We start from the raw sequence: 19,240 nt of genomic DNA on the forward strand, positions 1-19,240 counted from the left end.
CCGAACAGGATCGCCGAGATCGGCACCCCCTGCGGGTCATCCCACTCGGGGGCCAACGTCGGGCACTGCGAGATCGGGGTGCAGTACCGCGAGTTCGGATGGGCGGCCTTGACTTCGGACTCCAGGGTCCAATCGTTGCCCTTCCAATCGGTCAGATGGTCGGGGTCGCCTTCCAGACCCTCCCACCACACGTCGTCGTCATCTGTCTTGGCAACGTTGGTGAACACGGTATTGCCGGCGGCGATGGTCTTCATCGCGTTCGGGTTCGAGTCCCAGTTGGTGCCGGGGGCGACGCCGAAGAAACCGAACTCGGGGTTGGTTGCGTAGAGCCTGCCGTCCTTGCCGAAGCGCATCCAGGCGATGTCGTCGCCGACAGTCTCGGCGCGCCAACCAGGAATTGTGGGCTGCAGCATCGCGAGGTTCGTCTTGCCGCACGCGGATGGGAACGCCGCGGCAATGTAGTACGCCTTGTTCTCCGGTGAGATGAGCTTGAGGATCAGCATGTGCTCGGCCAGCCAGCCCTCGTCGTGGGCCATCGCCGAGGCGATCCGCAGTGAGTAGCACTTCTTGCCCAACAGTGCGTTACCGCCATAGCCGGAGCCGTAGCTCCAGATCTCCCGGGTCTCGGGGAAGTGGGTGATGTACTTGGTGTCGTTGCACGGCCATGCGACGTCTTCTTTACGGACGCCCGACTCGTCCACCAGCGGAGCACCGATGGAGTGCAGCGCCTTGACGAAGAAACCGTCCGTGCCGATCTTGTCCAGGGCTGCCTGCCCCATTCGGGTCATGACGCGCATCGAGACGACGACGTACTCCGAGTCGGTGATCTCCACGCCCAACTTGGGATCTTCAGCCCCCAGCGGACCCATGCAGAACGGCACTACCCACATGGTGCGACCGCGCATAGACCCGCGGTACAGACCGGTCATGATGTCCCGCATCTCGGCCGGATCCATCCAGTTGTTGGTCGGTCCGGAGTCGATCTCACGCTCGGAGCAGATGAAGGTGCGCGACTCTACGCGCGCAACATCGGAAGGATCGGACAGCGCGAGGTACGAGTTGGGCTGCTTCTTGGGGTTGAGCCTGGTGAACGTACCCGCCTCGACGAGCTGGTCGCACAGCGCTGCGTACTCCTCCTCGGAGCCGTCGGCGAAGGCGACCCGGTCGGGCTGGGTCAGCTCGGCAATCTCGCGCACCCAGGCCAGCAGCTTCTCGTGTTTGGTGGGTGCGGAATCCAATCCCGGAATAGTTGCTGCAGTCATGCTGTGTTGTCTCCTGCATCTTCGTGCGAGCTGTCTGTCAGGACGCAGGCGCGCGAATCGAAACCAAAGGCTCGAAAAGCAGCCACGGCCACCCCCTGACTATTGAGGTTAACGCGGGCGCTGTTCCCGCGGTATGTCAGGAGTATGTCCGATCACTCACAGGAACAATTCAGATCGGTACAACCGGGGACCTACCGACCGGTAACGACAGGTGCGGTGGGATTGCCCTGCGCCGCCGGCTCCCGGAGGGCTTGCAGCGCCCGCAGCAGAGGCGGCATCTCGCGGTCCCGGACGGACTCGGCGCGGGCAGTCTTGTCGGCGTGCTCCCTGAGCTCGGCGTCGATCGCCGCGATGCGTTGCCCGACCGCTCGCCGCTGCGCGGCGGCGCCGGCGGCATGCGAAGACGACAGCGCCGCCTCGGCGGCCAGCAGTCGAATGGCCACTCGCTCCTCGGCTGCGGCGCGGACCGCGCTGGTCACGTCGTTGACCCAGCGTTCCAGCACCGCCCGATCATGAAGCAAACCCCGAACCCTGACCACCCACACCGTGACAGCCAGCCCAGCCAACCCGCCGGCCACCAGAGCGGCGACGGTGGCCTGTGGCGCCAACCCGGCGAACAACTTGTTCACCAGCACCGCGACCCCCAGACCGAATCCTGCACCGAACACCGTGGTGAGCTGGGTTTCCAGACGCCGGGAACGCACCGGCGGATCGGCGATCGCCCGAGAAGCCATCGCCGGGGTTGGTGGCCGGAGTTCCGGCAGGCCGAGGGTTTCCGACGAGCCCCGGGTTTCCGACAAGCCCCGGGTTTCCGACAAGCCCCGGGTTTCCGACAAGCCCCGGGTTTCCGACAAGCGGAGGCGGGCCGCCACCTTCCGGGTCCGGGTGTTGATCTCGTCGTCGACCTCGGCGACAAGGTCGCGACACCGTCGCCGTACGCCCTGTGCGAAGTCGCCCCGGGCAACCCTGCCGAAGTGCCGCCCACTCGTGCCGGCGACTGTCTCCAGCAGTTCCGTCCGCGCGTCAGCACAACGGTTGCGCGCGGAATATGTCAGCGCCACGCGGGCCTGCTGAATCTCGCTCCGTACTGCGATGGTGGTCTCCGGCGCGATCATCAACCGGCGCCGCAGTAGCTCATCGCGACTTTCTCGAAGCGCGTCGACCCGCGCCTTCCGGTCCGCGCCGGCCGCCTCCTCATCCAAGCGCGCCATTTCGGCACGCAGTCGGAACTCGGACGCGCGCAGGCTGTTTTTCCGGACGACCTCGGGGTCGCCGAGCTGACTCTCCAAGAGTTCCACCAGGTCGTCCATCAGCGGCGGTCCCAACCGCGGCGCGGCGGCCGCGCCCACCCACCGAACATGCTGGAAGCCCACGGCGTATTCGGCGAGCCGCTCGCGGTTGACCGCGAGTACACCTCGCCAGTCACGATGGTCGTCGACCTTGGACACCACCGCGACGACGACGTCGGCCCAGGTGGTGGCGAGCTCAGCCAGAGCACAGTCTGACCCTGTCGCCGGAGCCACGGCCGAAACTACGAATACCGCGGCAGCCGGAGAGTCGCCCGGGGCCAGGCCCTGCGCCTCGGCGAAGAAGCGGCCGGGGATCCGACGTCGCAATGCCTCGACCATGCTGGTGACCCCGGCCGACCGGGGCCCGGTCACCAATACGACGTCCGCCACCGCACCAGCAGAGTCAGTCACCGCACCAGCAGAGTCAGTCACCGCACCAGCAGAGTCAGTCACCGCATCCGTCCGAGGAGGCGCAGCGAACCGCGGGAAATGTCTTTCGCGCACCGTTGGTGCAGCACGCCCACCGGGCCGCGCGCGTAGGCCGCCCACTGCGCGGCCCGGCGCAGATGCGCATCCTGCGCATCGCCCGGCTCGACCGCCAGCCCCACCGCCTCAACCACGTCGACCGCCGCCGCCATCACCGCGATGACGGTCTCGTCGGCGACCAGGAACTCCTCGATCCCCGCACCGCCGCGTTGCGCAGCAAGGCCGCGCAATTCGCTCAGGACGGCGCGCACCTTCCGGTAGCGGGCTGGAGCAGATACCGCGCTCAGTTGTTCAAGCACCCGGTCCACCTGGCTGAGTTCGCGCAGCTGCCGCTGCACAGTTGCTCTCGTGGCTCCGCCGCACAGAGCCAGCAGGGCATGGGCAAGCCCGACTCGGTCCAACTTGTCCAGCAGCCGCCGACGCAGCTCTGCGGGCAGCCCATGAGCCGAACCGACAAAGGCGTCCGTCGATGTGATGTCGACGGGAGTGCCGATCAGAGCACGCATCGCGGCGATCTCCCCGTCATCGACACCGACGGTGGCCAACGGGGCGATCATCGGAACGACAGGGACACCCACCGTCGCGGCGAACTCCGCCGCCCGCCGCTCGGCGCACGCCAGCGGGCCCGCCGGGTCCGCACCCGCCAGGTCCGACTTGTTCAGCACGACCATGGTGGCCCCCGGAGTCCCTGAATCACCTGGAGCCGCGGGGACCCTGGAGACGGCCCGCAACCGCGCCCGGTCCTCGGGCTTGAGCGCCTCGGCGACGACGAAAACGTTGACGTCCGCGCCTGCGGCATCAGCGGCCACCGTCACCCCCGCGTCAGCGAGTGCGGCCGTGACAGCGCCGCGCCCCACCCCCTGCCGACCGCGCACAGCCACCGTCAGCGGCGCACGAAACCGTTCCTCGATGGCCAGCACCCGCAGGTCGCGCACCCGTGCGGCGAATTCGGCCAGTAGTACACCGAAATGACCATCCATGACGATTCGCTGACCCCCGGTCCACCGGCCGGGTCGGCGACCGGCCTCCTAGGGAGAATCGTGACACCCGTCCGGAGCTACTGCTTACACATTTTTTCCCGCGCGGACGTGACGGCCACGCTTCTACCAGTGGAAGACAACTGTTGGGTATCAATCTGTACAGCGATGCGGGAACCGAAGAGTTGATGAGCGACCATGGACGGATGCATTCGCCGGGCCCTGATGTCGCCAGTTCCCTGGCCACAGGCCCCGCAGACCCCCCAGCCACCGGCGAATACTTCCTTCCCAGGGTCACCAGCGTCCGCGCCAGACGTTCGGCGATCTCGGACAAACAGCAGGCCACCTGGGACCGCCTGTGGCCCGAACTAGGCCGTCAGGCCCGCGATGCCGACGGTCCAGCTGAGCTGATCGACACTCGGGAGTGGTTCGGACGTCGCGCTCCGGTGGTCCTGGAGATCGGCTGTGGAACGGGCACCTCGACCCTGACCATGGCGCAGGCCGAGCCCGATATCGACGTCGTCGCCGTCGAGGTCTACCGGCGCGGCCTGGCCCAACTGCTTGCTGCCATCGATCGCACCTCGAGATCCGACCTCGCCACCGCGCCGGTCACCAATATCCGCCTGGTCCGCGGCGACGGCGTGGACGTGCTCACGCACATGTTCGGGCCGGGTTCGCTCACCGGCGTGCGGGTGTTCTTCCCCGATCCCTGGCCCAAGGCACGCCACCACAAGCGGCGGCTGCTGCAGCCCGCCACGGTGGCGTTGATCGCCGATCGGCTCCGGCCGGGAGGAGTGCTGCACGTAGCCACCGACCACGCCGGTTACGCCACCCCGATCGCCGAGGCCGGCGACGCGGAACCCCGACTGCGCCGCGTCAGTATCGAGTTCGGCGCCGATCTCCGCACCGACCCTGAGCGACTGCCCATGTCGGTGACCAGACCAGTGACAAAGTACGAAGGGAAAGCCCAGCACGCCGGTAGCCCGGTAGCTGAACTGCTCTGGGAGAGAGTGCCATGAGCCTGACCGAGAACATCCCGGATGCGCGTGCCGACCACGACGTCCTCACTGCACCGGAGCCGCCCGCCCCCGCTCCGACCAGCGCGCGGGTGCTGCTGGTGTGGGACGCGCCCAATCTGGACATGGGGCTGGGATCAATTCTCGGGGGTCGGCCGACCGCCGCGCACCGACCCCGCTTCGACGCGCTGGGCCGCTGGCTGCTGGGCCGCACCGCGGATCTGTCGACCCGAATAAGCAAGACGCGCCGCGACACGTCGCTGGAGTCGGTGTCACTTGAGCCGGAGGCCACCGTCTTCACCAATATCGCTCCAGGCAGCGCCGATGTCGTTCGCCCGTGGGTCGAAGCGCTGCGCAACGTGGGATTCGCGGTGTTCGCCAAACCCAAGATCGACGACGACAGTGATGTTGATAGCGACATGCTCGCTCACATCGCCCTGCGCCGCAGCGAAGGGTTGGCCGGCGTGATTGTCGCCTCGGCCGACGGGCAGGCTTTCAAACTGCCCCTGGAGGACATCGCCGCGGACGGAATCGCGGTCCAGGTGCTCGGATTTCGCGAACATGCCAGTTGGGCGTTAGCGTCGGATACCTTGGAGTTTGTCGACTTGGAGGACATCCCTGGTGTCTTCCGGGAACAGCTACCGCGAATCAGCCTCGATTCGCTACCAGAGCAGGGCGCGTGGCTGCAGCCTTTCCGGCCGCTGGCCTCGCTGCTGGCCTCGCGCGCATAGGAAGACTATGAGTCGCAGTTCTGCTACGCGCAGGCCGACGAGCAAGACCGTAAGGAGCTGAACGTGTTCGCCTGGTGGGGTCGAACGGTGTACCAGTACCGACACATGGTGATCGGTGTCATGGTCGCACTGTGCCTGGGCGGTGGCGTCTACGGCATAAGCCTGGGACAGCACGTCACCCAGAGCGGTTTCTACGATGACGGCAGCGAATCGGTGCACGCGTCGGTGATCTCCGACGAAGTTTACGGCCGCGATACGTCCGGCCACATCGTCGCGATATACACCGCTCCCGAGGGTAAGACGGTCGACGATCCGGCATTCAAGAAGAAGATCCTCGACAACCTCGACGAATTAGAGAAGAACCACCCCGACCAGCTCCTTCGCGCCATCGGCTACTTCAAGAGCCCCGAAGTGCTCAAGAACATGGCCGACAGCGACAAGAAACACGCGTTCATGTCGGTCCAGCTCAAGGGCGACAACGACGACGTGATCCTGAACAACTACAACAAGAACGTCGGCGAAGACGGCAAGACCGTCAAGGAAGCCCTCAACATCGACGGCCTCGAGGTTCAGCAGGCCGGCCTGCAACCGCTGGCAAGCGAGTTGACCGGCACCATCGGCGAGGACCAGAGGCGAGCAGAGATCGCCGCCATCCCGCTGGTCGCGGTGGTCCTGTTCTTCGTGTTCGGTGGCGTCATCGCCGCTGCGCTGCCCGCCATCATCGGCGGCCTGACGATCGCGGGCTCGCTGGGCATCATGCGGCTCATCGCCGAGGTCATTCCCGTTCACTTCTTCGCCCAGCCGGTGGTGACGCTCATGGGCCTGGGTATTGCCGTCGACTACGGACTGTTCATGGTGAGCCGGTTCCGAGAGGAGCTCGCCGAAGGCTACGACACCGAGGCCGCGGTGCGGCGAACCGTGATGACCTCCGGCCGGACGGTCATGTTCTCCGCGGTGATCCTGGTGGCATCCTCGATGCCGCTCCTGCTGTTCCCGCAGGGCTTCCTCAAGTCGATCACCTACGCGATCATCGCCTCGGTGATGCTGGCGGCGATCCTGTCGATCACCGTGCTGGCCGCCGCGCTCGCCATGCTGGGCCCCAACGTCGACGCGCTCGGCGTGCGGACGCTGCTGCGGGTGCCGTTCTTCCGCAACTGGAAGCCGATGAACTGGTGGCTGAACTGGCTGGCCGACCGGACGCAGAAGACCAAGACCCGCGCCGAGGTTGAGCAGGGTTTCTGGGGCAAGCTCGTCAACATCGTGATGAAGCGGCCGATCGCCTTCGCCGCACCCATCCTGATCCTGATGATCCTGCTGATCATTCCGCTGGGCCAACTCTCCCTGGGCGGCATCAGCGAGAAGTACCTGCCCCCGGACAACTCGGTGCGGGTGGCTCAGGAGGAGTTCGACAAGACCTTCCCCGGATTCCGCACCGAACCGTTGACTCTGGTCATCGAAAGCGACGACGGCGAACCCGTCACCGATCAAGAGATCGCCGAGATCCGCAACGAGGCCATGGCGATCCCAGGATTCATCGAACCCCAGGGTGATCAGTCCAAGATGTGGCAGGAGCGGTCCTTCCTCGACGGCGCATCGAAAGACCCGTCGGTGCGCGTCATCCAGAACGGTCTGATGGTCCGCAACGACGCCTCCAAGAAGATCGACGAACTGCGCGCCCTGTCGCCACCGCGCGGACTCACGGTGTCGGTGGGTGGTACCCCGGCGCTCGAGCAGGACAGCATCCACAGTTTGTTCGACAGGTTGCCCCTGATGGTGCTGCTGCTCATCACCACGACCACGGTGCTGATGTTCCTGGCGTTCGGATCGGTGGTGCTGCCGATCAAGGCCGCACTGATGAGCGCACTCACCCTCGGTTCCACGATGGGCATTCTCACCTGGATGTTCGTCGACGGGCACGGGTCCGGCCTGATGAACTACACCCCGCAACCCCTGATGGCCCCGATGATCGGTTTGATCATCGCGGTGATCTGGGGCCTGTCCACCGACTACGAAGTGTTCCTGGTGTCCAGGATGGTGGAGGCGCGGGAGCGCGGCATGTCGACTGCCGAGGCGATCCGTATCGGTACGGCCACCACGGGACGACTGATCACCGGCGCCGCGCTGGTCCTGGCCGTGGTGGCGGGCGCGTTCGTGTTCTCCGACCTTGTCATGATGAAATACCTGGCGTTCGGCCTGCTCATCGCGCTGCTGCTGGACGCAACGATCGTCCGTATGTTCCTGGTGCCCGCGATCATGAAGTTGCTCGGCGACGACTGTTGGTGGGCGCCACGCTGGATGAAACGCCTCCAGGAACGCCTCGGACTCGGCGAGACCGAACTGCCCGACGAGCGTAAGCGGCCCTCCGTGCGAGGACCCGGCGAAGAGCCCCCTCCCCCGGAAGCACTGGTCGGTGCCATCGGCCCGATCGGTGCCGCAGCAGGGCGGGCACTGCCACGGCACATTCCCAGTCACCCCGCTCCGGGCGGCGCCCCCCATCCCGGAGAGGGCGGCAGAACCAGCCCACCGTCGCGGGCTGACGACCCGTCCACGGCGGGGACCACGCCACTCCCCAGCGCACCGCCGTCCCCCGCTGCGCCGGCGTCTCCGGCGGATTCCCCGTCACAGGAGCCGCAGACCACCCGCCTGTCGATAGCCAAGAACGCGGTACGCAACGCGATCAGCAGTGCTGCCGCGGCCACGCAGCGCACGGCGCGGCCCTCTGGCCCGCCGACGCCGCCCGAACCGCCCCGTAAGGAACGCGAGATCGAGTCCTGGCTCGGCGATCTGCGCGGCACCGGGGGCACTGCGGCCACCCCGGCTCAGCCGACGCGCCCGACGCCGGATCAAGGCTCGGGTAGCAGCGACGCGACCACGGCTATCCCCGCGCAACCCGACACCCGGACACCGAACGACGAGTCCGCCGACGCGACCCGGGCCATTCCAACGCAACGGAAGTCAGACGCCGACGCCGCGACCGACAAGCTCAACACCCGACCTGAGGATGAGCCCCAGCGTCGTGGCGGTAGCGGTGTCAGCGCGCAAGACCTGCTGCGACGGGAAGGTCGCCTCAAGTAGCCGCGCCGGGCTTGGCTTCTGGGGCGCTGGCTTCTGGGGCGCTGGCTTCCGGGGCCCTGACTTCCGGGGAGCCGGCTTCCGGGGCGCCGACTTCTGCCTCGATGTCGTCGGCATCGGCTTTCACCACCGGCCCGGCGCGGGCCTCGAGTGCCGCCTCCTCTGCCGCGGGGTCGTCTGCGAGCAGGACGCGCATCGCGCTGTTGAGAAAAGCCAGCGCGGGCACCGCCAGCAACGCCCCCGGGATTCCGGCAAGCACAGCGCCGCCGGCGATCGCCAGCACGATCGCCAGTGGGTGGATAGATACCGCACGGCCCATGACCAGCGGCTGCAGCACGTGGCCCTCTAACTGCTGAACGGCGATGATCAACCCAAGGGCGATGAGCCCATAGATCCAGCCTTTGGCAAGGAGCGCGACGACGACCGCCACGAAGCCCGCGACCACTGCACCCACCAGTGGGACGAAGGCTCCCATGAACACCAACGATGCCAACGGAAGCGCAAGCGGCACACCCATGATCGCCAGACCCACCCCGATGCCGACCGCGTCGACGAAAGCGACGAGAAACGTCGCCCGGACGTAACCGATCAGCGACCGGAAGCCGGCCCGACCCGCGTCCCGCACCCGGTCCCGCACAGTAACCGGAAAGATCTGGGTGACGAACGAGAAAATGTTTCGGCCACCCTGCAGCAAGAAGATCAACGTGAACAAGACCAACAGCGCACCGGTCACGATTTCGGTCACCGTGCCGGCCGTCGACAGCGCCCCGCTGGTCAGCTTCTCCTGATTACCGCGCAGCGCCTCGATCGCGGCATCGCCGGCCTGGTTGATCTGGTGGTGACTGAGGTTGAGAGGACCGTCGGTCAACCACTTCCCCAGCCCTTCGATACTGGTCGCCATCTGGCTGACCAGCGCGGGCGCACCCTCGATGAACTGCGTGATCACGAACGCCAGCAACCCGCCGAAGACCGCGAACCCACTCAAGAGCACCAGTGCCACCGCGCCACCGCGTGGTGCGCCACGCCGGTCCAGCGAGTCGACTACCGGCAGCAGCAACGCGGCGAGAATGGTGGCCAGCGCCACCGGCACGACGAGGATTTCGAGCTGGTAGAACAGCCACAGCACCGCGACGATGGCGCCCAGGATCACCAAGAGTCGCCACGCCCAGGCAGCGGTCTTCCGAACCAGTGGGCTGACCGACTCATCGGCGCAGGCATCCACGCAGGGAACGGACGAAGGACCGGTTGACATTCCGGTAGCGTAACGGCCCAGCCAATCCAGTCCTCGGATCTGCGGATTCCGCCCAACCACGCCTTACCCTGTAGTCCGTGTTCCAGGACGTTCCCGCGAGCGACGCCCCCGCGAGCGACGCCCCCGCGGGGGGCACCGGCGACGGGCGGCAGCCCCGCGGCAAGTACTGGTGGCTGCGCTGGGTGATCATCGGGGTCGCGATAGTCGTGTTGACCATCGAGTTCGCGTTGGTCCGAGACCAACTCGCCCAAGCATGGAAGAGCCTGTACACGGCGAACCTGCTGTGGGTATTGGCCGCCGTGATAGCCGCAATGGCCTCGATGCACAGCTTCGGCCACATCCAGCGCACCCTGCTGCGCTCGGCAGGTGTCCATGTTCGGCAATGGCGTTCCGAGGCCGCCTTCTATGCCGGGAACGCGTTGTCCACCACCCTGCCCGGCGGTCCGGTGTTGTCGGCGACGTTCATCTACCGCCAGCAGCGGATCTGGGGCGCCTCACCTGTGGTGGCCTCCTGGCAGCTGGTGATGTCGGGTGCTCTGCAGGTGATCGGCTTGGCGCTGCTAGGCCTGGGCGGCGCGTTCATGCTCGGTGCGAGTAAGAATCCGCTCTCGCTGATCTTCTCTCTCGGCGGCTTCGTCGCACTCATCCTGCTGGCACAGGCGGTGGCCACCCGCCCCGAGCTCATCGAGGGAATCGGTGCACGGGTGCTGTCGTGGGTCAACTCGCTACGCGGAAAGCCCACCGGTACCGGCCTGGGAAAGTTGCGGGCGATACTGACCCAGTTGGAGTCGGTGCAACTGGGTCGTCGCGACCTCGGGGTGGCATTCAGCTGGTCGCTGTTCAATTGGATTGCCGACGTGGCATGTCTGTTGTTCGCCTGCTACGCCACCGGCGGTCACCCCTCGATCGCGGGCGTCACGGTCGCCTATGCCGCAGCCCGCGCCGTCGGTTCCATCCCTTTGATGCCCGGCGGGTTACTCATCGTCGAGGCGGTGCTGGTGCCCGGCCTGGTGTCCAGCGGGATGCCGTTGGCCGCGGCCATCTCCGCGATGCTGATCTACCGGCTCGTCAGTTGGATCTTCATCTCCGCGATCGGCTGGGTGGTGTTCTTCTTCATGTTCCGCACCGAGAAGGACATCGACCCCGACTCCAACGGAACCGGGGCAGCGACAGGGGCCAAAGACTCCGAGAGCACTGGGAAGCCGGCACAGTTCAGCCCGGACCCCGATGCACCCCATCCACCGGGCAGCCCCGAGCGATAGCCGACATTGCCCAACGACAATCCGCAGGCCAGCCCCGTATGATCTGTAGCACTTGCGGTGACTGGGGACGACGTGTCGAAAGAACCACGCGAAGACGCGGCTGATCGGACAGAACTCGATTCCGCCGCGCTCTGGACGGCCGCCCTCGCTTCCGGCGTCGCCGCCGTCGGCTACACGCTGTACGCGGTTGTCACGCTAGACGCCCCGAATCGGTTCGTCTTGTTCGCCGATGTCGCCGCGGTCTCGATCGTGGCTCTCGTCATCGGCCTTTTTCGCTCGCAATTACTCCGGCGCTTCGGGCTCACCGCGATCATCGCGGCCTTCACGATGCTCCAGCGCCGACAGGGATACCGGGAGCGACGGTTGCTCGCCGACGCCTCGCGGACCGACGCACTCACCGGAGCGCCGAACCGCCGAGGGTTCGAGGAACGGTTCCAGGCGAGCATCGACCAGGCCGAGCGCCTCGGGCGGCCGGTCGCACTGCTCACGATCGACCTCGACTCGTTCAAGCAGATGAACGACACGCGGGGGCACGCGGCCGGCGATGCGGTCCTCAAGCGGGTCGCCAATGGCATCGGCGAGACGGTGCGGCGCATGGACGCTGTCGGCCGACTGGGCGGCGACGAGTTCGGCATCGTTCTGTTCGGGTCTGGCTCCAGTGAAGCCAGAAAACTCGCGGCGGCGGTTACCGAGATGCTCCGCCCGGTGATCGGAATGTCGGTAGGTGTGGCGATCTACCCCGGCGACGGCATCACCGCCGAAGAGCTGTTCCGAGCCGCGGACGTCGAACTGTACGTCCACAAGCACGGCGGCCCGAGCTCGCGGCCCGAGCTCGCCTGGGCGGTCACACTGGCCGAAGCGGTGGACCGCCGTCTCGACAGCGCTCACAGCCGAGACGTGGCGGTCCTCGCCGCCGCGATCGCCGAGCGCCGGGGCTGGGACCACGACCAAGTCGCCGAGCTCCGCATCGCCGCCATGCTGCACGCCATCGGTCTCAGCGCCATCCCCGACTCGACGCTCACCTCACGCCAACCCCTGACCCCCGATCAGCGCCAGGACGTGGACCGGCACACGACCATCGGCGCCGAAATGCTGGCGCGAGTCGAGGGCACCGAGGTCATCGTCCCGTGGATCCGACACTCCCATGAACGATTCGACGGCCTGGGCACCCCGTCGGGGCTACGCGGAGAAGAGATCCCCGAGGCATCACGCATCCTGCACGTCGTCGACGCATACACGGCGATGACGAACAACCGGCCCTACCGAAAGGCAATGCGGCCCGCTGCCGCGCTCGACGAGATCAAGCGAGGTTCCGGCACTCAGTTCGACCCGATGTCGTCGCGGACCTGCTTGCTGAACTGCCGACCAACGACCGACCGGCAGAGGAGACCTCCGAGACGCCCCAGCCCTAGATGCCCCAGCCGTAGATGCCCCAGCCGCCATAGCCGCCGAATCCCCTCGATGATCACCTCACGACATGATCACCTCACGACATGATCACCTCACGACATGATCACCTCACGACGAAGAAAGCTGCAGCCCGATGGCTTACGACGAACGGCCCCTGCAATCGAATGAACGTCCGCGGGCCGGAGCCGCCCTGGGAGCGTTCGCCGCCGATGTGGTCTGCGTCGTCGTGTTCTGCACGATCGGGCGTCGCACTCACGCTGAGGGGCTGACCGTCGGCGGCATAGCGGAGACAGCGTGGCCGTTCCTCACCGGAACCACGCTGGGCTGGTTGCTCTCACGCGGCTGGCGGCGTCCGGCCGCGCTCGCTCCCACCGGTGTCGTGGTGTGGGTATGCACCGTGGCGATCGGGATGGTGTTGCGCAGAGTCACCTCACAGGGCACCGCCACCAGCTTCATCGTGGTCGCCACCCTGACCACTGCCGTGCTGCTGCTCGGGTGGCGCGCCGCGGCTCAGCTGATCAACCGCCGTTGAAACGGCGGTCATTCATCTGAACCATCCGGTGGTTCCTCGGATACCGACAAGGTCAGAGTCCCCGTCAACCCACCGAGCGGACCGTTGGTGAGCTTGATCTGGCCTCCGTGCAACGCCGCCTGCTGGGCCACCAGCGCAAGTCCCAGACCCGAACCTCCCTGCGCCGCGGTGCTTCCGCGCGAGAACCGCCCCAGCACGCTTTCGTGCTCTGCCGCGGGCAGGCCGCGGCCGTTGTCGTCGACCACGATGGTCATCACCCCGTCCCGGCGGCACGCGGCAAGCAGGATTCGGGTGGCCTCCCCGTGCGTGATGGCGTTACGCACCAAGTTCTCCACTGCCAGCCGTAGTCCGTTGGGCCAACCCCACACCATGCCGAGATCCTCGTCCACGTCCAGATCGATCTGGACCTGCGGGCTCACGCGCATGTTCTCCCGCGCGACCCGGTCCAGCAGGTCGGCCAGGTCGATCAACTCGCGGTCCTCGGCCTGCGCCAGTTGCCCGGAAGCGAGCTGGCCCAGCGCCGTGATGGTGCCCTCCACCCGGCGCTGTGCCCGGGAAAGGTCAGCGATCACCTCATCGCGCTCCTCCTCGGGAAAGCCGTGCATTCGCAGGGTGTCCAGATCGGCGCGCATTGCGGTCAGTGGCGTACGCAGTTCGTGGGCGGCGTTGGCCGCGAAATCCTGCGCTGCCTGAAGGGAGTTCGAGGTGGCGCGCCGCGCGGCGGCGAGACGGCTCAGCATGGCGCTCATCGCCTCGGAGAGTTCCTCGGCCTCGCGCACCCCGTGCACCGGCGGGATATCGTCGGCGCCCTCGCCCAGCTGTTTGGTGTGTTCGGTCAGTTTGCGCAACGGCCGGATCGCCGGACCGGCAAGCAACCAGCCCAACCCCGCGGCAATAAGCACGGTCACCACCCCGACGGCGATGTAGGTGGGGACCCTCGCCGGGTTCAACAGAATGCTGTCCGCGCGGATACCGACCGACATCAGCACCCCGCCCTGCTGGTCGACGGGGACGGTCCGCACCCGATACTCGACACCGTTGACCAGCACCGTCTCGGCTCCCGGAGGCAGTGCCGGCAGCTGGAATCCCCGCTGGAACACGACCTCGCCCGACGCGCGCGACCGTCCCGTCTGCAGCACGCCTCGGCGTGGGTCACTGAGCTGCTCGGGAAACATGCTCGCGTCGACGATCGCGTCCAGGCGCCGATCCAGCTGTACGGCATCGTTGTTCGCCAGTACCAGCGACGTCAGGACGGTGAATACGGCGACGACCGCCGCGGCCGCCGCAGCCGCCGCGATGGCGACGCGGGTGCGCAGCGAGGCCGATCGGAGGGGCCTGGGCAGTCTCGGCGGTTTCACCGACTACGGGCACCAAAGAATGGCGGAACCGGTCCACTCACGGTTCCTCCCGCAGCACGTAGCCGATCCCCCGCACCGTGTGGATCACTCGCGGCAGGCCGTCGCGCTCCAGCTTGCGCCTCAGATAGGAGACGAACACGTCGGCCACGTTCGTGTCGACGTCGAAGTCGTAGCCCCACACCAGCTCGAGTAGGCGTTGCCTGCTCAACACGACACCAGCGTTCTTGGCCAACGCCGCGAGGAGATCGAACTCACGCTTCGTCAGCTCTACGCGCTCACCGGCAGAGAAGACCAACCGGCGCGCGGTGTCGATGGTGAGCGACCCCACCGACATCGTGTCCGACGTCGGGTCAAAGTGGTGCGCCCGGCGCAGCAGGGCGTGCAGTCGTGCGACCAACTCGCCCAGATCGAACGGTTTGGTCAGGTAATCGTCGGCCCCCGCCTCAAGCCCGGCGATCCGGTCATTGACCGTATCCCGCGCCGACAGCACACAGATCGGAATGTCATTGCCCAGCGCTCGCAACGCGGTGACCACCGCTACGCCGTCGATCTCGGGCATCTGGACATCAAGGACCAACGCATCGTGAGGTTCGCTGGACAATAGCCGCAGCGCCTCTTTGCCGTTCGATGCGACCCGGACGTCGAACCCGCAGTGCCGCAGGCCCCGAGCCACCGAAGTCCGGACGTCCTGGTCGTCATCGACCATCAGCACCGTCCGGCCCGACCCGTCCTGGCCCGACCTGTCCTGGCTGGAAGCCGCTACCCCGCCAGCGGGCTCAGCCGGCACCCAGTCGGGCACCTGCCTCAGCGAGCGTCGGGTGCGTAGATGATGCCGCAGCGGTTCTTCAGGTCCGCCAGCGGCTGCCGGATCGCGGTGAGCTCCGCCAATACCTGCGGGTTGGCGAGAAGATACTCGTCGACATCGGCTTCGATCTGGCTAGCGGGGGCGCCGTGCAGTCCGGTGAAGAACGCGTTCACCTCGGGGTGGGTGAACAAGTAGGTTGCGGATGCCGCCGAGACGCCGGCTGCCGTACCGGAGAAGTCGCCCGCGGTGCAGTTCGGGGGTTGGGGCTGCGCGGAGGCCATGGGCGCAGCGCTGAGCAGGCCGAACGCCGCAGCTCCGCCTGCCAGCCCGCAAGTGACCGCACGACGAACGTTGGTTGCCGAGAACAACATGAAGGCTCCTTTGGTCGGGGGTAGACCGAGACCAGTTTCGGTCGCCGGTCAGGGTCATCTTAGAAAGCTAATCAGAATACCCGCCCAGTTTCTTGTCTAGCGGCCAATCGATACCGAGAAGAATCAAAACCAGTCGATCATCGCGGCCACGAAACACCAGGTCCGGGCCGCGCCCCGGCGGCCTGAGCCACTCCAGGCGACCGCTGGGCCGGTGAACGCTTCACCGGCCCGCAAACTCCCGGCGATCACTGCCAGCCGGTGCCCGGGGCCGAGACTGCGCTGTCGCCATCCGGCCATCGCGACCGCAGAATCGACCAACTCGCGCATTCACGGCGTGGCTGTCGAAGCTGCATAAACCAGCGCTCACAGGGCCTTACGAGGGCGACCTGCCCATCGGCGGCTGCGGTACGCTCTGGCTACGAGGCCCCGGGGAGAAAACGAGGAGTTCCGATCCAGCAGTTCATGATGCGCATCAGCAGCAACCTGCGCAGATACCGCTGGGCGGTGTTCGGGGCCTGGCTGCTGCTCTTGGTGCCATCGGTGTATCTCGCCATGAACCAGTCCGGCAATCTCACCGGCGGCGGCTTCGAGGTCGAAGGCTCGCAGTCACTGTATGTTCAGCACCAGCTCGAGAAACAGTTTCCCGACCAGGGGGCATCCCCGTTGGCCCTGGTCGCCGCGCCCCGGCCGGACGCGTCCTTCAGCGACATGAACGACGCGGTCGCCGATCTGGAGCGGCTGGCCGCCGAGGTTCCCAGCGTCACGGTGATGCCCAACGTGGTGGGGGCACCCGGGGCGCAGCCCGCACCCCAACCGGACCGCCCATACGTCATCACCCTGCAACTGGACTTCGAGAACACCGGCGCTGTCGACATCGCCAAGCAGTTGCGGGAGAAGATCGGGGTCAGTGGTGATCAGCCGGGCGAGACGGAGAACGGCAAGGTCCGTCTCTATGTCATCGGGCAGGGCGCGCTAGGCGCGGCCGCCACCCTGGCCACCAAGCAGGACATCGCGCAGGCCGAGAAGTGGAACCTGCCGATCGTGCTGATCATCCTGCTCGCGGTATTCGGTTCGCTGGCCGCTGCGGCGATGCCGCTGCTGCTCGGTGTCTGCACCGTCGTCGTGACGATGGGCATGGTCTACCTACTGTCGACCTTCACGACGATGTCGGTATTCGTGACGTCGACGGTGTCGATGTTCGGCATCGCGGTGGCCATCGATTACTCGCTGTTCATCCTGATGCGCTTCCGCGAGGAGCTTCGCGCCGGTCGAGAGCCCGAGGACGCCGCGGACGCCGCAATGGCCACCTCGGGCCTGGCGGTCGTGCTGTCCGGTCTGACGGTGATCGCTTCGGTCACCGGCCTCTACCTGATCAACACCCCGGTGTTGCAGTCCATGGCCACCGGCGCCATCCTCGCCGTGGCGGTGGCGGTGCTGACCTCGACCACACTGATACCCGCGGTGCTGGCGACATTCGGCCGCGCCGCGGCGAAACGGTCGTCGTACCTGCACTTGTCCCGGCGCCCCGAATCGACCCAATCCCCCTTCTGGACCCGTTGGGTCGGTGGGGTGATGCGCAGGCCCTGGCTGTCGGCGCTGGCCGCGACAGCGCTGCTGCTGGCCTTGGCCGCGCCGGCATTCTCGATGATTCTCGGCAACAGCTTGCAGCGGCAGTTCGAGCAGACGCACGAGATCCGGGGTGGGGTGAACGCGGCCGCCGAGGCGCTGGGTCCCGGCGCCCTCGGACCGGTCCGGGTCCTGGTGACCTTCCCCGACGGCAACCCCGCGTCAGCGGCCGCCAAAGAGCCCCTGCTCGAATCGATCCGGCAGAAGATGAGCCAGGCGCCCAACACTGTGTCGGTCACCCCGCCGATGTTCGGCAACGATTACCGCAGCGCGCTGCTGTCGGCGGTGCCCTCCGTCGACCCCGAGGCCATGTCGGCCCGCGACACCGTCGACTGGATGCGCGAGCAACTTCCGCCGGTCGCCGATGGACGAGCGCGCATCGACGTCGGCGGACCCACCGCGCTCATCAAGGACTTCGACGACCGGGTGGCCTACACGCAACCGCTGGTGTTCGGATTCGTCGCGCTGATCGCATTCGTCATGCTGCTCATCTCGATCCGGTCGGTGTTCCTGGCCTTCAAGGGCGTGCTGATGACCGTGCTGTCGGTGGCGGCCGCCTACGGGAGCCTGGTGGTCGTCTTTCAGTGGGGCTGGTTCTCCGACCTGGGCTTCAAGCAGCTCTCCTCGCTGGACAGCACGATCCCGCCCCTGGTGCTGGCACTCACCTTCGGGTTGTCGATGGACTACGAGATCTTTCTGCTCACCCGGATCCGGGAACGCTTCCTGCAGACCGGAAACACCCGCGACGCCGTCGCCTACGGCGTCAGCACCAGCGCGCGCACGATCACCAGCGCCGCGTTGATCATGATCGCCGTTTTCATCGGATTCGCCTTCGCCGGGATGCCGCTGGTGGCCCAACTCGGGGTGGCCTGTGCGGTGGCCATCGCCGTCGACGCGACCGTCGTTCGGCTGGTCCTGGTACCCGCGCTGATGGCCATGTTCGACGAATGGAACTGGTGGCTACCACGCTGGTTGGACCGCATCCTGCCGTCCGTCGACTTCGAGAAGCCACTACCCAAAGCCGATATCGGCGACCTCGTCATCATCCCCGACGACATCTCGGCACTGGCGCCGTCCGGATCGGACCTGCGCACTGTCGTGAAGTCCGCTGCCAAACTCAAAACCCTTGCTCCCCAGAGCATCACGGTAGCCGACCCGCTGGCGTTCAGCGGATGTCAGCCGCGCAAGGTTTTGGGCAGCAGCCGCCTCAACGAGGGCGGCGAAGGGCAACTCACCGTCGCTATCAGCAACCGCGCCCACGGCAAGACCGTGGCGGTCCGCCTCCCCAAGCATCCGGTAACGATGTGGCGGGGCAGGCTCGACGTCGCACTCGATGCCCTCGCCGTCCAAGCCGGCACCCTCGATCTCGAGGCCGATGCGCTGGGCGCGCGCCCGCCTCTCGAGCGCTGCAGCCCCATGGAAACCACCAACGTGCTGCTGCCCACCGGCGACCGACTGCAGATTCCGACCGGGGCCGAGACACTTCGGCTCAAGAGTTATCTGGTCATGCAGCGCAACAGCGCCCGCGACTACAACGAGTTTGCCGAGTTGGTCACCTCGATGGACACACAGACCGCTGCAGAGGTGCTCTCCGGCATTGATCGGTATTACTCTTGTCAACCGGTACGCACGCAGTGGGTGGCCACCCAGTTGGTGCGCCGCCTGGCAGAACCTCGCCCCTCCGATGGAGCCGAGGCCGCAGCGTCGGGTTCCGGCGCGGAGGCTGAGTGGGCGACCGTCAGGCAGTGCTGCCTGACGGTCGCGGTGGCAATGCTGGAGGACGGGAGGTGA

The 19,240-nt window shown here is 66.7% G+C and carries 15 protein-coding genes; 7 read left to right on the forward strand and 8 right to left on the reverse strand.

The annotated features are described in order from the left end of the window. The 3 genes from ACPGXI_RS04475 to ACPGXI_RS04485 all read right to left on the reverse strand — a co-directional run. The coding region (locus ACPGXI_RS04475) for a phosphoenolpyruvate carboxykinase (GTP) (protein WP_526650233.1) at positions 1 to 1,262 on the reverse strand (1,262 nt) is incomplete at its 3' end. A gap of 191 nt (positions 1,263 to 1,453) precedes the next feature. Then, entirely contained in the window at positions 1,454 to 2,962 is a 1,509-nt protein-coding gene (locus ACPGXI_RS04480; RefSeq protein ID WP_526650235.1) for a hypothetical protein, read from the reverse strand. 38 nt (positions 2,963 to 3,000) lie between these two features. Then, positions 3,001 to 4,017, reverse strand: coding sequence for a hypothetical protein (locus ACPGXI_RS04485; protein ID WP_526650237.1), 1,017 nt, complete (start codon positions 4,015 to 4,017; stop codon positions 3,001 to 3,003). Between the two features lie 185 nt (positions 4,018 to 4,202). On the opposite strand from ACPGXI_RS04485, the gene trmB reads away from it, so the two are divergent. The 3 genes from trmB to mmpL3 all read left to right on the forward strand — a co-directional run bounded on the left by trmB (position 4,203) and on the right by mmpL3 (position 8,836). Next, positions 4,203 to 5,033 carry a tRNA (guanosine(46)-N7)-methyltransferase TrmB gene (gene trmB, locus ACPGXI_RS04490; protein WP_526650405.1) on the forward strand — a complete coding sequence of 277 codons (831 nt, stop codon included), beginning with the start codon at positions 4,203 to 4,205 and terminating at the stop codon, positions 5,031 to 5,033. Beyond that, a complete protein-coding gene (locus tag ACPGXI_RS04495) occupies positions 5,030 to 5,761 on the forward strand; it encodes an NYN domain-containing protein (protein ID WP_526650239.1) in 732 nt (243 codons plus the stop codon). The genes trmB and ACPGXI_RS04495 overlap by 4 nt, the downstream gene beginning before the upstream one ends. 63 nt (positions 5,762 to 5,824) lie before the next feature. After that, a complete protein-coding gene (gene mmpL3 / locus ACPGXI_RS04500) occupies positions 5,825 to 8,836 on the forward strand; it encodes a trehalose monomycolate exporter MmpL3 (RefSeq protein ID WP_526650241.1) in 3,012 nt (1,003 codons plus the stop codon). Here the strand turns inward: mmpL3 and ACPGXI_RS04505 are convergent. Then, positions 8,829 to 10,085 (reverse strand): AI-2E family transporter, encoded by a 1,257-nt coding sequence (locus ACPGXI_RS04505; protein ID WP_526650243.1) that lies wholly within the window; start codon positions 10,083 to 10,085, stop codon positions 8,829 to 8,831. The two genes, mmpL3 and ACPGXI_RS04505, sit on opposite strands and share 8 nt — an antisense overlap. A gap of 173 nt (positions 10,086 to 10,258) precedes the next feature. Here ACPGXI_RS04505 and ACPGXI_RS04510 point away from each other — a divergent pair, with 173 nt between their 5' ends. From ACPGXI_RS04510 to ACPGXI_RS04520, 3 genes are read left to right on the forward strand one after another with little or no spacing between them, the layout of a single operon-like run. Next, entirely contained in the window at positions 10,259 to 11,347 is a 1,089-nt protein-coding gene (locus ACPGXI_RS04510; RefSeq protein ID WP_526650407.1) for a lysylphosphatidylglycerol synthase transmembrane domain-containing protein, read from the forward strand. Between the two features lie 57 nt (positions 11,348 to 11,404). Beyond that, positions 11,405 to 12,844, forward strand: coding sequence for a diguanylate cyclase (locus ACPGXI_RS04515; protein WP_526650245.1), 1,440 nt, complete (start codon positions 11,405 to 11,407; stop codon positions 12,842 to 12,844). Positions 12,845 to 12,890: 46 nt separating this feature from the next. Then, positions 12,891 to 13,289: a DUF3054 family protein gene (locus ACPGXI_RS04520; protein WP_526650247.1), complete on the forward strand. Its 399-nt coding sequence runs from the start codon at positions 12,891 to 12,893 to the stop codon at positions 13,287 to 13,289. Positions 13,290 to 13,297: 8 nt separating this feature from the next. Here ACPGXI_RS04520 and ACPGXI_RS04525 read toward each other — a convergent pair whose 3' ends face one another. The 4 genes from ACPGXI_RS04525 to ACPGXI_RS04540 all read right to left on the reverse strand — a co-directional run bounded on the left by ACPGXI_RS04525 (position 13,298) and on the right by ACPGXI_RS04540 (position 16,150). Next, a complete protein-coding gene (locus ACPGXI_RS04525) occupies positions 13,298 to 14,647 on the reverse strand; it encodes a HAMP domain-containing sensor histidine kinase (RefSeq protein ID WP_526650249.1) in 1,350 nt (449 codons plus the stop codon). A gap of 37 nt (positions 14,648 to 14,684) precedes the next feature. Then, complete coding sequence (locus ACPGXI_RS04530) at positions 14,685 to 15,353, reverse strand: response regulator transcription factor (RefSeq protein ID WP_526650409.1); 669 nt, start codon at positions 15,351 to 15,353, stop codon at positions 14,685 to 14,687. Between the two features lie 98 nt (positions 15,354 to 15,451). Next, positions 15,452 to 15,823, reverse strand: coding sequence for a hemophore-related protein (locus tag ACPGXI_RS04535; protein ID WP_526650251.1), 372 nt, complete (start codon positions 15,821 to 15,823; stop codon positions 15,452 to 15,454). A gap of 123 nt (positions 15,824 to 15,946) precedes the next feature. Further along, positions 15,947 to 16,150, reverse strand: a complete 204-nt coding sequence (locus ACPGXI_RS04540; protein ID WP_526650253.1) for a hypothetical protein — start codon at positions 16,148 to 16,150, stop codon at positions 15,947 to 15,949. Positions 16,151 to 16,285: 135 nt separating this feature from the next. On the opposite strand from ACPGXI_RS04540, the gene ACPGXI_RS04545 reads away from it, so the two are divergent. After that, positions 16,286 to 19,240 (forward strand): MMPL family transporter, encoded by a 2,955-nt coding sequence (locus tag ACPGXI_RS04545; RefSeq protein ID WP_526650255.1) that lies wholly within the window; start codon positions 16,286 to 16,288, stop codon positions 19,238 to 19,240.

This window comes from Mycobacterium sp., assembly GCF_049608025.1.
Taxonomy (GTDB): Bacteria; Actinomycetota; Actinomycetes; order Mycobacteriales; family Mycobacteriaceae; genus Mycobacterium.

What these genes read in the sequence shown, in the direction of transcription:
- ACPGXI_RS04485 (WP_526650237.1), bottom strand. Translation starts at nt 4,017, where the DNA reads ATGGATGGTCATTTCGGTGTACTACTGGCCGAATTCGCCGCACGGGTG.
- trmB (WP_526650405.1), top strand. Translation starts at nt 4,203, where the DNA reads ATGAGCGACCATGGACGGATGCATTCGCCGGGCCCTGATGTCGCCAGT.
- ACPGXI_RS04495 (WP_526650239.1), top strand. Translation starts at nt 5,030, where the DNA reads ATGAGCCTGACCGAGAACATCCCGGATGCGCGTGCCGACCACGACGTC.
- ACPGXI_RS04505 (WP_526650243.1), bottom strand. Translation starts at nt 10,085, where the DNA reads ATGTCAACCGGTCCTTCGTCCGTTCCCTGCGTGGATGCCTGCGCCGAT.
- ACPGXI_RS04520 (WP_526650247.1), top strand. Translation starts at nt 12,891, where the DNA reads ATGGCTTACGACGAACGGCCCCTGCAATCGAATGAACGTCCGCGGGCC.
- ACPGXI_RS04530 (WP_526650409.1), bottom strand. Translation starts at nt 15,353, where the DNA reads ATGGTCGATGACGACCAGGACGTCCGGACTTCGGTGGCTCGGGGCCTG.
- ACPGXI_RS04535 (WP_526650251.1), bottom strand. Translation starts at nt 15,823, where the DNA reads ATGTTGTTCTCGGCAACCAACGTTCGTCGTGCGGTCACTTGCGGGCTG.
- ACPGXI_RS04540 (WP_526650253.1), bottom strand. Translation starts at nt 16,150, where the DNA reads ATGCGCGAGTTGGTCGATTCTGCGGTCGCGATGGCCGGATGGCGACAG.
- ACPGXI_RS04545 (WP_526650255.1), top strand. Translation starts at nt 16,286, where the DNA reads ATGATGCGCATCAGCAGCAACCTGCGCAGATACCGCTGGGCGGTGTTC.